This is a genomic window from Celerinatantimonas diazotrophica (assembly GCF_004339545.1).
Lineage (GTDB): Bacteria > Pseudomonadota > Gammaproteobacteria > Enterobacterales > Celerinatantimonadaceae > Celerinatantimonas > Celerinatantimonas diazotrophica.
On the sequence record NZ_SMGD01000007.1, the window covers coordinates 15,447 to 28,768 of the forward strand.

Consider the following 13,322-nt stretch of genomic DNA (forward strand, 5'->3'; position numbering starts at 1 on the left):
CTCTAATCATTTTTAAAACTAATTGCAAGTTTGCATAAAATAATCAGATTTTTTAAAGTGCCGTCAATTCAGCATTTTCCATATTAATACTCACAAAAAACACCCAGAAACATACGGATAAACAACAAAATTCATATTTACCAACAACCAAAATAATTACATCTCAATTGATTAAAACGAAAAGCATTATATATATTTAACATCAGATATTTGGATAAGAAAAAGCAACAAAAACGAGCAGTCTGTAGAATAGAATCGCGTCGACACCGTTGGAGGATCAGCGTTTACCCTTAGCGACGGACGAACAATGGACATTGCTCGTCCTCTAAAAGGCTGTTGATATTTTAAGCCCTAAAGATTTTTTCAATTGATCGAGTTAGCATCGAAGGAGGGTATGGAAAATAACGGACTTCACATTAAATTCACCTAGGGAGTCGTTCAATTAAGACTTGAATCAATGGCGATGGGTTAAAAAAATTGGTGGAGTAGTGCAGCCAGTTCCTGACGGCGCACCGGTTTGCTTAACAGTTCATTCATCCCACATGCAAGGCAACGTTCACGCTCCTGAACATTAGCGGTCAAAGCAATGATAGGACACCGAATAAGACGTTGCCGTAGTCGTTGGGTAGTTTCATATCCATCGATGCCAGGCATTTGTAAGTCCATGAAAATCAAATTTATTTTTTCAATATTAGGAATACTTAATGCCTGATAACCATCATTAGCAATGATTACCCGATGTCCCAGTTTTTCCAACATCAATCGAATCACGAGCTGATTGGAAGGACTATCCTCAATTACCAGTATATCTAATTTACGGAGCTGTGATAAAGAAGGATTTTGCGGCTCAGTGTGCCGTTTTGCTTTTGCTCTGGGCAATTCCAGCATAATTCGAAATACAGTTCCCTGTCGCAAACGGCTATCGACTGCAATCTGCCCTTGCATCGCATCCACCAGCTGTTTGACAATAGACAGCCCTAAACCAGTGCCCCCGAATTGGCGCGCATGGCTTTGGCTAAGCTGGCGAAACGGTTCAAATAACACCGCAAAATCGCCCTCGTTAATGCCAATACCCGTATCAACCACCTCAATTTGTAACTGGCAACTTTGTGCTTTGCCATCAATCAAGCGAAGTCGAATTAACACTTGTCCTTTTTCTGTAAATTTAATGCCGTTAGCAACAAGATTCATCAATATCTGTGCTAATCGATGCGGATCACCGATTAAAAAGTAGTCGGCACATTCATCCATCTCATAACGAAGCTCGATCTGTTTTGCGGTTGCACTCGGCAGCAATTGACCATAAACCTGTTCAATGACCTGACGAAACAAGAAAGGCTGTTGCTCAAGCTCCAACCGTCCAGCTTCTAACTTAGAGATATCCAACACATCACTGATAATATTGAGCAATAAACGCGAGGCATTATGGGCATTATTGAGCAATGTTTGCGACTGTTCTGAATTTTCTTCTTCGCTCAATAACTCCACCATCCCCACGATAGCATTCATGGGGGTGCGAATTTCATGACTCATCATTGCCAGAAAATCAGACTTCGCATGGTTGGCTTTTTCTGCATCCTCTTTAGCTTTACGAAGAGCTAAACGATCAGATCGCTCTTGGGTAATATCCCGAACACTGCCGCGATACCCCATAAACCCCCCTTGCGTATCATAGTAAGGTTCACCACTTAACGCCCCCCAGAACGGTTCCTGCACATCATCTGTAATCGTAAAATCGAGGTTATGAATGGGCTGCCGTTGGTTTAGCTTTTGCTTGAACTGAACGGAGCCTGTTTTCGAGGCCGCGGCAACCGTCAGTGATAACAGCGACTGGCCGAGCAGAGAACTATAAATAGGCTGACTTTCTGCCCCTAACCCAGACGAGATATAGATAAAGCACAACTGCTCATCGGTTTCCCAAAACCAATCGGATGCAGTCTGGGCAAAGCTCTTAAAACGCTGCTCACTGCGTAACAACGCTTCCGTACGCTGAGCCACCATTGATTTTAAATGCGCTTGGTATTCGAGATTAATCAATTGCTGACGCAACAGGGGACGGAGCCGTTTAAGCAGTTGCCGATGGTAGGGACCAAAGTGGCCTTGATGAGTATCTCCCAAAATCAACAGCCAATGATTGACCTCACCTTGCAATGCACACCCTAATGCCGAGACGAAATAGGCAGGCAAGGGCTCGGCAAGCGTGCGAAACTCAAAGATTTGGCCGGGGTCGAACATCGCACTGACTTCACCATCGAGTAATCGTTGCGTCCATTCATGGGGCTGCCAATTGAGCATCGGTTCGAGACTCGGTTCCTGCAGATCATGCCAAAATAACTGCCAAGAACCTTCTTTTGCGCAGCGCCAAATCATGGCGTGCTGATAATCGAAAAACTGCCGTAATAATTTGAGAAAGACCTGCCAAGCCTGGTCCGGCTCCTTGGCTAAAGAAAGGCGATGATTTCCTTGTAATATTAATTCAGTATCAATACGCCGCTGTCGTTCTTGTTGCGTTTTCTGGGTTAACGTTTCAAGCGACTCTCGCATGTTTTCTTCTGAAAAAGGATGCTCATTCATGTGCGCTCTCGCTGATAAAAAACCACCGCAGAACTCATTAAATTACCATGACCATTCCTACCAGTAATGAAATGCCCCTGTTCACCATATGTAAACGCACCGACAAAGGGTAACGGCTCTACCAACGAGTTCCGAATACTGGCAACGACTTCCTCAATATCATGCTCAATAGCCAACATACAACCCGCACAATAAATAATTAATGCGCCAATCGGCTTTTGCCGTGAAAAAGGCTCAGTTAAGCTCATTTGAGTCACTCGCCCACCTCGTTGAATCAGGCTTTCTCGAGAACCTTCCATGAGATATAGCTCATCGCCACAATGAACGTCTGCAAACAACTTAAGTCCCCCACCATCGGTGATGGCTCGAGGATGAGCGAGCTGATAAAACGGTAAACTATCAAGATGTCCAGCCAGTCGCCCAATCGGATAAAAAGCACTTAAAGGAAGTATTGAGCTTGAATCTACTTGGTGAGAATCAGCCCCAATTGCTTCAAAATAAACATCAGCGGCTGGTCGAGAATCAATAGATTGGATTGTGCGATGATGGCTGGCGGTCACTATTCCCAGGGCTCGACTCGTCACATACCCACTATGAAACGAATAGCCGATCTCCCCCCCTGGAAACAGTGCCGCCACTGCTACACCCTGTGTGGCCATTGCAGTTTGATTAAACAAACTCCAATGTCCCGAAATAGATTGATCTGCTGCGCTACCTCCAACAATAGGAACTTGTCCACCGACCAGCTCTTCCAGCGCAGTAATCATTTGTTCTTCATATCCCGGAGATGAATGCAGCCAAATGAGCTCAGGCAATTCCCCAGGACGTTTAGCATCATCCAGCGCTTTTAATAATGCTTTCTGACACGCTTTACGAATAGATGCTATATCACTGTCTTTTTGTATATATTCAAGACCCGTGCCATAACTACCAAATTTATCTGTAATCGCCCATAAAGCCAGCCCTGACCCGTCATTACTATGAAATCCAGCTTGGGTAAAAACACCACGACAACTGCTGCATGCGATCATTGGTATTGATAAAAATGCAAATTGCAAATTTTTTGCAATTTGCAAATATTGATAATTTGCAGAATAGTAACAGACAATAAAGTCAGGAGGATGGCAAAGCTGTTGCTTCAATGAGGTAATGGCTTCGCAACATGCCTCTTGAGTCTGACGGGCAACTGAAAAGGCCGTTGCTATTTTCATTTCTGACATACTCAGTAACGCTGTTTAATGACTTCCAAAGTCTGAGTATAGACATCGATGAACTCTGGCAATAGCGTTTGTATCGTAACTTTATCCGATAATTTACAGGCCAGATCCAGCTGCGTGGCAAGCTCCGCCAGACGTAATCCACCATAGCTGGCGGCACTGCTTTTAAGCGTATGAGAGAGTGATTGCAACTGTGGCAAATCCCAATGGTCACAATCACTTTTCAGTGATTCTAGTAGAGGCGTGTTTTCTTCAACGAAGACATTAAATAATTCGGGTAACAGATCAGGACCAATGTCATCGGCTAACTGATGCAGGGTTTTTTCACAAAGTAATGGCTGCATAAAGAATCCATTTGAAGCCTAAAGAGGCAAACTAAGCAATATTCACACCTGATTTTCCCAACTTTGTAATTTTCGATATAAAGTTGAAGGGCTTACTTCTAATAAAGAAGCTGCTTTAGGAATATTACCATTACAAAATTCAATCGCCTGTTCAATAGCGCGACGTTCTTGCTTCCACAAGGGGTCAATCTGAGTGACTTCGACAGCTTGCACAGGCGGTTTAAAGGCATTTGGCATCAGCTGTAAATCATTCAGCGGCGAGGGCAACATTGCTCGGCTAACCCATTCCCCCTCATTTAATACCACGGTATTACGAATCACATTTTCAAGTTGGCGAACATTACCGGGCCAGTCGTAATTACGTAACGTTTGCTGGGCTTTTTTATCAAACCCGCGGAAATGCCGCCCCTCTTCCTCACTAACCCTCGCCAGTAAATATTCTGCGATAAGCAGTACATCATCATCACGCTCACGAAGCGGAGGCAAAGAAATAGGAATCACATGCAATCGGTAATATAGATCCTCGCGAAAACGCCCTTGACGAACTTCTTCGAGTGGATCTCGATTAGTTGCACAGATAAATCGAACATCCACTTTTTCGGTCTGGCTGCTACCTACAGGCTGAAAACTACCTGTCTGGATAAAGCGCAATAATTTACTTTGCAACTCTAAATCCATCTCACAGACTTCATCTAAGAATAATGTACCAGAATTAGCTAAACGAGCAGCGCCTTTGCGATCACTCACCGCCCCTGTAAAAGCACCTTTAAGATGCCCAAAGATCTCACTTTCCATCAACTCTTTTGGAATAGCGGCGCAGTTTAATGCAATAAATGGCGCATCTTTACGACCACTAGCCTGATGTACTGCGCTGGCACACAGCTCTTTACCCGTACCACTTTCACCTGTTATAAAAATGGTTGCCTTACTGTTGGCTGCACTTTCAATGACGCGATAAACACGCTGCATTGCCACACTGTTCCCAACAAAATCGAAGTAACTTTCTCGATTATGATCATGCGCACCGTGCACTAACTGATTTAGACGACGCATTTTTAAAATGTTGGCAAGGGTCACTTTCAGACGTTTGGCATCAAAAGGCTTGGATAAAAAATCGCTGGCACCAAAGCGCATCGCATCCACGGCTTTATCCACTGAGCCATGTGCAGTAATAATCACCACCGAACAATTGAGTCCCTGCTCATAAATCTGCTGAAGAATATCCATACCGTCCATATCAGGCAGCATCAGATCAAGTAATAGTACGTCAGGCCACTGACGCTCTAAGTAGTCGAGCGTTTTCGCTCCAGAGTCGACATGCTCCAGATCAATGAGTTCATCACGCAGATAAGCTCGATACATAACCGCCAGTGATGCAGAATCTTCAGTCAACAACACCCGCGGTTTATTCATCACCCCATCCTCTTCTAGACATCAACATAACTCGGTATAACATTCCTAAGCAGATGACTCTTATAATAACAGATTGCACAGTAATTAACCCATGATAAATAACTAGATGCTGGCTTTAGCTGATGAATCACACGAAGTTAATCAGACTCACCTTGAATAGTAGCCATAATATGTCGGGTTCCACCATAATTTCGAAACTCAGCTAAATAAATCCCCTGCCATGTGCCAAGCTGCAGATGTCCGTTATTGATGGGTAACGTTAAACTCACGCCAAATAAGCTGCTTTTGATATGCGCTGGCAGGTCATCATCCCCCTCGAACGTATGCTGATAATAAGCCGCGCCCGCAGGAACTAGATGATTCATCACAGCCTCAAAATCCTGACGTACCGTCGGATCAGCGTTTTCGTTTAATGTTAATCCGGCGGAAGTATGTTGTAATAACAAATGAACAAGACCGATGCTGATATTCTCAATCGGTAATTGTTCGAGCACTTCATTGGTAATTAAATGACATCCCCGCTGACGGGGTTTCAATTGAATTTCTTTTTGAAACCACATAAATCCTCATAACTTTTCACGATTGATGATCACTCAACTCATTCGTTCTCACCATCAATTGCTCATTAGAAAGTTCAGCACGTAATTGCTCTAAAAATAGACGCATAAATTTAACCCGCTGTCGCCCTTCCTCTCGTCCAACTTCACTCGATAAGGTCTGAGGTAGATTTAGTAATTTTTGATAAAAATGGTCAAGGCTTGCTTGCTGATCATCCGCCTTACGCACTTCACAAAATGGGTCTGACTCGATGTAGATTGGATGCTGCAAACTACCGCCAACAGCAAAGCAACGAGCAATACCTATAGCACCTAATGCATCAATGCGATCGGCATCTTGAACAATTTTTGCTTCAAGTGTGATCGGTTCAATATCAGCACTAAAGCTATGAGCCTCAATTGCATGACAAATCGGCTCAATATACTGTCCTGGATAATACCAGCTAATGAGCTGGGCCCGAGCACGCTGTGCTGATAAACGCGACGCCTGTTTACGCAATGAATCAGATTTACCCACGACCACACAATCATGCAACCAAGCCGCTGGCAGGGTGATATACATATCCGCACCAGCACGTTCAGAAAGCAATTTGGTCGTGGCAACAACCCGGTGAATATGTGATAAATCATGGGCAGGGTCAGCTTTAACCTGAGCGGCCACAAACGCTTCAAACTGAGATTCCCACTGCGCTAGTTTTAGCATGATAAACACCTAATAAATAAGTCTGTCTATCAGTCTATAACAAAGTATTCACGAAAACTTCATTGACAGGCCAAATTGACTGGCAAAAACAGACAAAGGAAGTTGACTATTCACTAATGCTTCTTTGGTTGATTTAGGCCAGCGTTTAATGAAAGACTCCCAAGAAAAAGCATGTTGTTTACTTTGACAAGGAGTGTAATAAACAAGTGTGAGGGGGCCTTTCCCACGCAGATACTTAGCGCCTTTATGGCCATTTTGATGTTCTGCAAACCGGCGAGCCACATCGGTGGTCACGCCGGTATAAAGCGAATTGCTTACCGTTCGGATCAGATACACTGACCAAATCGGTGTTGATATATCATTCACCGCGTTCTTCAATACCTTCAATCAACCAGTCTGAACTGACTGTATCGAGCTCACGACGCAAATGCCAGATCTCATCAATCGGATGTTCGTGATTTTGAGTATCGCTATATTTTCCTCTGAAATGAACACTCACCTGAGCAGCACCAGCACTCTGCTGGGCACGAACTAGGCTCGCATCGACATACAAAATCTGGTTATTGAGCACCTCAGTCCCTAATTTCGCACGCTCATCGACTAACACCTGATACAATTCAGGTGCCATATATTCACGGATTTTAGCTAGATCATTCTGGTTCCATGCAGTTTGCAAAATATTGTAATGACCTCGCGCCCCTTCTAAGAATTGGCTAATATCAAAGCCTTGAGGCAGATCAAATGGCACGAAATCCTCATCATTTCGATTGGCAGGTTCTGCTGTTCCACCTGTTGTACCTTCGAAAGATTGCCCATTTTGCCGATATTGAGTGGCATTAGCAGAGCTTTGCGCAGTGTTCATCGCCTTGGCTTGCATAATACCGCGTAAAATCCGAAAGCCAATAAAGGCAATCACGGCCAAGATCAAGACATCCATCATCTGCAGTCCTTGAAAAGCGCCGCTACCCAGTAACCAGGCAAATAAGCCGCCAGCCAATAATCCGCCCATCAGCCCCCCCATCATACCAGTGCGACGAGGGTTACTAGCCACCGATTGTCCTGGTTGAGTATTTTGGCGTTGGCTAAGTGTTTTCTGCGGTGCTGTACGAAAGCTCTTACCAAATGACTTTCCGCCCCCAAATTTACGGGCGCTAGCATCTAAGGATAACGTTAGCACTGCCAAGGCAATAATAAGCAGGCTCGAAACACGTTTGAAGGTCATCACATTTTCCTACCGAAAAAGATCGTTGTAATCAGTTTAGGCGGATTTACTCAAAGCTCAATTCGGCACTTTCTTCAATGACACTCGGAATAACCGAAAATACAATTATTAATATTCGAATTTTATGGTGTTAATCACCATTCCAACGATAATCTTTTAGCGAAATCTTATGGCCAACGAACACCACGCCTTCCGCTTCAAGCGCTTGTCGCTGGCGCAGGTATGAAGGGCTTCCTAATGGAAAAGAAAGCTCCCCTTTTGCATTAATCACACGAAACCAAGGAAGTTTGCTGTTTTTAGGAAGCTCTTTTAAAGCGCGCCCTACTGCGCGGGCCATGCGCGGGTATCCAGCCATTTGAGCCACTTGTCCATAGGTGAGCACTTTGCCTGCCGGAATGCTGGCAATAACTAAGTAAAAATGAGCCTGATAAGACGCCTTTTTCTGGGAATCTAACGGATTAGCCAAACCTCTGTCGCCCATATTCAGATTGGTGAGCACTCAATCACCTTCTCCTTCATCATAAAAACCCTTGTCCTAGGAAATCATCAGGTTCTAATAAATAATCCCCGCCAGCCACTTCACCAATGGGGGAAGACTTTGCCGCTGACAGACACCGATCATCCATCTGTTCCATATAGCACCTAGAGCCACATGCTATCATAGACTATTCGGATGCTTTGACAGATTGCATCCCAATTGAATGCTCAAGGTATGATTGTGGAGGAGTACCGAAATGCCGCCGAAATGCCGCAATAAATGCACTTGAACTACGATAACCTAATTTCCGGGCAATTTCTGTACTTGTTTCCCCCTGACTCAAATAATGGACCGCTTTGATCAGCCTTAACCGACCTCTCCACTCAGTGAAACTTAATCCCGTTTCACTTTTAAATAAGCGCTCCATTGTTCTCACACTCGCCCCAGAAAAACTGACCAATTCAGATAGAGTTCTGAAATCCTGAGGATTTAAAAGGAGGTACGAGGTCATACGCCTTAAACGCGGGTCTGTTCCACTAGGCAAACAAAGAGGAGCTTCAGGTAACAGAGATAATTCATCAACAATCACCATCGCTAAATGATGATGACGCAAAGGAGGATCCAGCTCCTGATTTAGCTGCCTAAAACGTAACAATAATTGTCTCATTAAAGGCGTCATATGCAATACAACACATCTCCGCCAAAGATGGAGTGACACATCCGAATCTAAAAAAACATGACACCCTGATGCATCCGTTTCAGCCACGATCTCATGTACAATATGACTGGGGATCCAAACAGCATGACTGCTCGGAACCACCCACCGCGCGCGGCAGGTATCGACCCGAAGTATCCCTTGATCAGCCCAAACCAGCTGCCCTCGAGGATGAGCATGGGCGACACGGCCAACTTCACCCGCTTCCCACTGGCTACCATGAACAATAACAGGTTTTGTTGAATCGAAACTCCACCCAGGACCTTGACGTAACATGCGTGACGTTTTCTCGATATAAATTGACATGATATTGCTATTTTACCATCGAGAATAATCCAATAGAATAAATAATCACCAACATAACAAAAGATGATTGAATTCTATGATATCCCTGAAAAAGCTAGTTGTTGCAGGAATAACGCTAATTGCCATTCTGTTGGTAACTATGCCAACAGCCAGCATGACCCACAATCAAGCTCAAACGCTAGCTCTGGTACTGATTACATTGAGCCTATGGGCAACAGGAATCGTACCGGGCTACTTAGCTAGCCTTGGCTTTTTTGCATGTGCACTGATACTAAAAATTGCACCACCTGCAACTGTATTTTCAGGTTTTACTTCTGCCGCTATTTGGCTGATATTCACCGGTTTTATTATTGCGGCAGCCATTCGAGGTGTCGGCCTAAGCGAACGAATCGGTATATTTCTGGAGCGTCATTTAATATCCAGTTATGGACGGCTACTAGGAGGGTTGATGCTTTTTTGCATGCTGCTCGCTTTTATTATGCCCTCGTCATTAGGACGGACCGTATTGATGATTCCGATAGGAATGGCTCTAGCCGATCGTGTCGGCTTCAATCCAAAAGCAAAAGGCCGCACGGCCATTGCCTTAGTCATCGCTTTTGGGTGTCATATCCCAAGTTTTGCGATACTCCCAGCTAACATCCCCAATATCGTGCTCTCAGGTGCTGCTCAAACTATCCTAGGGATTAATGTCACCTACGCACACTATTTGTTATTACACTATCCAATACTGGGGATTCTCAAAAGTTCCATCATCGTTGTTATGATTATGTTCTTTTTCCCAGATCATCCCAAATCAACGCCAAGCACGAACCAAGATATCTCTCCAGATCCATTAATGAAGCGAAAACAGACTACGGTCATCATCGTCTTATTACTAACACTCGGTTTCTGGATGACAGATAGTATCCATGGCATAAACCCTGCTTGGATCGGGATAGTGGCAGCCATTATTTTACTAATGCCAGGGATAGGAGTGGTCACACCAAATGAGTTCAATCATAGCGTGAATTTCGGATTGATTCTTTTTATCTCAGGAATATTGGCCGTTGGTGCCGTCGTTAATGCTACTGGATTAGGCAGTTGGTTTGCGCATCAATTAGTGCATATCTTACCATTACAACCGAAGCATGATTTCATTAACTTTCTGTCTCTTTGTTTTGTCTCTTTCGCAACGGGCCTGATTACAACATTACCCGGTGTTCCTGCTGTTATCACCCCAATGACTAAAGAACTCGCCAGCCTGACTGGATTCAGTCTTAACGCGGTATTAATGACGCAGGTCATTGGCTTTTCAACCGTACTGTTTCCTTATCAGTCAGGTCCATTAACCGTTGCCATGCAATTATCCGAGCAACCTATGAATAAACTACTTAAGATCACGATTCCATTAACAATCATTACAGCACTTGTTTTAGTGCCCATGGATTACCTATGGTGGAAGTTTTTAGGGATGTTCTGAGCACTATTTATTTTAAATAGGTTATCGTTTATCAAACACAATAATCGGTCCTGTATCGTGCCATACACACCATTAGGACCGTCCCCTACCCACTCTTAGATACAATCCAGCTCTCCTGAAAATTGACTCACATAAACGTACTGAGGAAGAGGAGCAATTTTGCACAAAGGTAGCTGGCTCTATGATGCACACTTTCTGCTTCAAGCACTTGCCACTGGCGCGGAGAATAGGGGCAGTTTAATAGCAAAGGAAGTTAGCTGTTTGCAGGCGTTTATTGAAAGCGCACCCCTCTGAGCACGCCATGTGCAAACATCCGGTCATTTTTGTCACTCATCCATCGATAAGCACTTTGCCTGCTAGAACACTGTAAAATTTCGACCAACAATGTCCGCTCATCGATGAGTCGTGGTTATTGTTCGCTTCGTTCATCAATCCCTTCAATCAGCCAATTACTATTCGCTCGGGCTGTATCAAGACACAGATGCCAAATTTCATCGATCTTAGCTTGGCGCCCATCATCAGTGACATATTGCCCCACAAAATGAACACTGAGCTGCTGCATACGAGATGAGTGTTGAGCACGCACTAGCGTCGCATCTACATACAAAATTCGGTCATTCATGGGAGCCGAGCCAAATTTAGCTCGCTCATTGGCCATCTGCTGATAAAGCTCGGGGACTAGATACTGGCGTAATGTAGCAAGATCATTATGATTCCATGCGCTCTGAATGACATGATAATGGTGCTTAGCGTCTTCTAGGAAGGCATTTACATCAAATCCCTGTGGCAGGTCAAAACTATCGCTAGATTGGGAGCGGGAATTAAACATCGATCCCATCGACCCTGATTGCCCCATTCGAGAACGAAAAAATCGCCAAGCAAACCAGATAATCAGCCCCCACAGGATTAAACTGCCAAAACCAAATCCTCCGCCACCATAACCATAGCCATAGCCATAGCCATGATGCCCAAATAGTGATCCAAGAATTCCCCCGGTCACCATACCGCCTAAAAAGCCATGACCAAATCCGAGTCGGCCACGAGAACCGGAGCGATAAGCAGAACCAGAAGAGGAATGCCCATAAGAGCGACTCGTGTGGTAACTGTGCCCCCAAGAATGACCGCCTCCGAATTTACGAGCACTGGCGTTAGTTGAGACACATAGCAATGTCATTGTGACTAACATCAACGCGAGAATGCGCTTAGTCATAGAAAACCTCAAAATCATCATGTTAAAGCCGCAGGGCACTCAAATTGCGGCACTTGAATTATCACTTTGAACGGGCGTCTAGCTTAACTATTCAGCCAGATCTCCGTGGCCCATTCCCAAATATTAGGCCACTGCACCTCGCCTTCCTCAAGATCCCCTTCGTGCCAACATCCGATCCCACCATCCGGATCAATGTAATAATAACCGTCTGCATAAGCGCAAATTGGCAACAAAAAACGGGGGAGACCGTGGTCCCAAGCCACAGCCGCGACTTCTGGCAAGTAGGTATTTTCATTTGGATCTGCAGCTGTCACTGGCTCCAACGAACCACAGATCACGTCACTAACCGTGATTAGAAAAGCACGCAAATCATCTGGCAGCGGCATTAACACCTGCTCTTCGACTTCTATAATTTGATCTTCACTCGGCAGCTCTCGAGGATAAACACTAGCCTGATGTGCGTCCCGAATAAGGTCTATATAATCGTCCATTGTCGCCTCAAAATAATTTATCTGCTGCCAGTATAAAATAGACGACTGCACGCTAAAAGCATAAACCTACTGATACGTGTTTCATCAATAGAGTTAGCATACATAATCCCGCTAAGATGTTGATCATAAAAACAGATTAATACTAGTTAATATTTAGAAATATCATGTTGTTAGCGATACTCTGATAACAAAGCAAAAGCGCAATTAGTTAGGGCTGCATCATTAACGACTAAAAGCACCTATTACACTACATCGCTGCCCGCAATGCCCGCAGGGCATACAGAAAATCAGAAAAACCTTAAGCAAGCTAAGATAAGCTTTGGGATAAAAACACCAGATATAAAAAAACCCTATCCAAATGGATAGGGTCTCTTAATAGAAGCCTGGCGGTGTCTTACTTTCACATGGGGAAACCCCACACTATCATCAGCGCAACTGCGTTTCACGTCTGAGTTCGACATGGATCAGGTGGTTCCACAGTGCTATGGCCACCAGGCATAAACTTTTAAATAAATTCATGACCACCTGAATGATATATAAAAGCCCCATCCAACGGATGGGGCTCAATTCGAAGCCTGGCAGTGACCTACTTTCACATGGGGAAACCCCACACTATCATCGGCGCTGTTGCGT

General features: G+C 44.4%; 13 protein-coding genes and 1 rRNA gene. 1 reads left to right on the top strand and 13 read right to left on the bottom strand.

Going from position 1 to position 13,322, the window contains the following annotated elements:
* Positions 1-468: 468 nt before the first annotated feature.
* From EV690_RS02840 to EV690_RS02885, 10 genes are all read right to left on the bottom strand, one after another.
* The gene (locus EV690_RS02840; RefSeq protein WP_131911435.1) at positions 469-2,574 is read right to left on the bottom strand and encodes an ATP-binding protein; all 2,106 of its coding nucleotides are present in this window, start codon (positions 2,572-2,574) and stop codon (positions 469-471) included.
* Positions 2,571-3,785: an FIST signal transduction protein gene (locus EV690_RS02845; protein ID WP_165872637.1), complete on the bottom strand. Its 1,215-nt coding sequence runs from the start codon at positions 3,783-3,785 to the stop codon at positions 2,571-2,573. The genes EV690_RS02840 and EV690_RS02845 overlap by 4 nt, the downstream gene beginning before the upstream one ends.
* Before the next feature lie 11 nt (positions 3,786-3,796).
* Positions 3,797-4,135 carry an Hpt domain-containing protein gene (locus tag EV690_RS02850; protein WP_131911437.1) on the bottom strand — a complete coding sequence of 113 codons (339 nt, stop codon included), beginning with the start codon at positions 4,133-4,135 and terminating at the stop codon, positions 3,797-3,799.
* A 42-nt stretch (positions 4,136-4,177) separates the two neighbouring features.
* Complete coding sequence (locus EV690_RS02855) at positions 4,178-5,548, bottom strand: sigma-54-dependent transcriptional regulator (protein ID WP_131911438.1); 1,371 nt, start codon at positions 5,546-5,548, stop codon at positions 4,178-4,180.
* Between the two features lie 137 nt (positions 5,549-5,685).
* On the bottom strand, positions 5,686-6,108 hold the full coding sequence (locus EV690_RS02860) for a secondary thiamine-phosphate synthase enzyme YjbQ (protein ID WP_131911439.1): 423 nt from the start codon (positions 6,106-6,108) through the stop codon (positions 5,686-5,688).
* A gap of 16 nt (positions 6,109-6,124) precedes the next feature.
* Positions 6,125-6,808: an HD domain-containing protein gene (locus tag EV690_RS02865; protein WP_131911440.1), complete on the bottom strand. Its 684-nt coding sequence runs from the start codon at positions 6,806-6,808 to the stop codon at positions 6,125-6,127.
* A 48-nt stretch (positions 6,809-6,856) separates the two neighbouring features.
* Positions 6,857-7,174, bottom strand: coding sequence for a GIY-YIG nuclease family protein (locus EV690_RS02870; protein WP_317986183.1), 318 nt, complete (start codon positions 7,172-7,174; stop codon positions 6,857-6,859).
* Positions 7,167-8,030 carry a Tim44 domain-containing protein gene (locus tag EV690_RS02875; RefSeq protein WP_131911441.1) on the bottom strand — a complete coding sequence of 288 codons (864 nt, stop codon included), beginning with the start codon at positions 8,028-8,030 and terminating at the stop codon, positions 7,167-7,169. The genes EV690_RS02870 and EV690_RS02875 overlap by 8 nt, the downstream gene beginning before the upstream one ends.
* 130 nt (positions 8,031-8,160) lie before the next feature.
* Positions 8,161-8,529, bottom strand: coding sequence for an MGMT family protein (locus EV690_RS02880; protein ID WP_224054954.1), 369 nt, complete (start codon positions 8,527-8,529; stop codon positions 8,161-8,163).
* Positions 8,530-8,695: 166 nt separating this feature from the next.
* Positions 8,696-9,529, bottom strand: a complete 834-nt coding sequence (locus tag EV690_RS02885; protein ID WP_131911442.1) for an AraC family transcriptional regulator — start codon at positions 9,527-9,529, stop codon at positions 8,696-8,698.
* Between the two features lie 76 nt (positions 9,530-9,605).
* On the opposite strand from EV690_RS02885, the gene EV690_RS02890 reads away from it, so the two are divergent.
* Positions 9,606-10,988: an SLC13 family permease gene (locus EV690_RS02890; RefSeq protein ID WP_131911443.1), complete on the top strand. Its 1,383-nt coding sequence runs from the start codon at positions 9,606-9,608 to the stop codon at positions 10,986-10,988.
* 409 nt (positions 10,989-11,397) lie between these two features.
* Here the strand turns inward: EV690_RS02890 and EV690_RS02895 are convergent, their stop codons facing one another.
* The 3 genes from EV690_RS02895 to rrf all read right to left on the bottom strand — a co-directional run bounded on the left by EV690_RS02895 (position 11,398) and on the right by rrf (position 13,185).
* Complete coding sequence (locus tag EV690_RS02895; RefSeq protein ID WP_131911444.1) at positions 11,398-12,198, bottom strand: Tim44 domain-containing protein; 801 nt, start codon at positions 12,196-12,198, stop codon at positions 11,398-11,400.
* Positions 12,199-12,281: 83 nt separating this feature from the next.
* On the bottom strand, positions 12,282-12,689 hold the full coding sequence (locus EV690_RS02900) for an SMI1/KNR4 family protein (protein WP_131911445.1): 408 nt from the start codon (positions 12,687-12,689) through the stop codon (positions 12,282-12,284).
* A 381-nt stretch (positions 12,690-13,070) separates the two neighbouring features.
* Positions 13,071-13,185: ribosomal RNA gene (gene rrf, locus EV690_RS02905) — 5S ribosomal RNA — on the bottom strand.
* Between the last annotated feature and the right edge of the window lie 137 nt (positions 13,186-13,322).

Bases quoted from the DNA above. Each gene is read 5' to 3' on its own strand.
- EV690_RS02840 (WP_131911435.1), bottom strand. From the start codon at position 2,574: ATGAATGAGCATCCTTTTTCAGAAGAAAACATGCGAGAGTCGCTTGAA.
- EV690_RS02845 (WP_165872637.1), bottom strand. From the start codon at position 3,785: ATGAAAATAGCAACGGCCTTTTCAGTTGCCCGTCAGACTCAAGAGGCA.
- EV690_RS02850 (WP_131911437.1), bottom strand. From the start codon at position 4,135: ATGCAGCCATTACTTTGTGAAAAAACCCTGCATCAGTTAGCCGATGAC.
- EV690_RS02855 (WP_131911438.1), bottom strand. From the start codon at position 5,548: ATGAATAAACCGCGGGTGTTGTTGACTGAAGATTCTGCATCACTGGCG.
- EV690_RS02860 (WP_131911439.1), bottom strand. From the start codon at position 6,108: ATGTGGTTTCAAAAAGAAATTCAATTGAAACCCCGTCAGCGGGGATGT.
- EV690_RS02865 (WP_131911440.1), bottom strand. From the start codon at position 6,808: ATGCTAAAACTAGCGCAGTGGGAATCTCAGTTTGAAGCGTTTGTGGCC.
- EV690_RS02875 (WP_131911441.1), bottom strand. From the start codon at position 8,030: ATGACCTTCAAACGTGTTTCGAGCCTGCTTATTATTGCCTTGGCAGTG.
- EV690_RS02885 (WP_131911442.1), bottom strand. From the start codon at position 9,529: ATGTCAATTTATATCGAGAAAACGTCACGCATGTTACGTCAAGGTCCT.
- EV690_RS02890 (WP_131911443.1), top strand. From the start codon at position 9,606: ATGATATCCCTGAAAAAGCTAGTTGTTGCAGGAATAACGCTAATTGCC.
- EV690_RS02895 (WP_131911444.1), bottom strand. From the start codon at position 12,198: ATGACTAAGCGCATTCTCGCGTTGATGTTAGTCACAATGACATTGCTA.
- EV690_RS02900 (WP_131911445.1), bottom strand. From the start codon at position 12,689: ATGGACGATTATATAGACCTTATTCGGGACGCACATCAGGCTAGTGTT.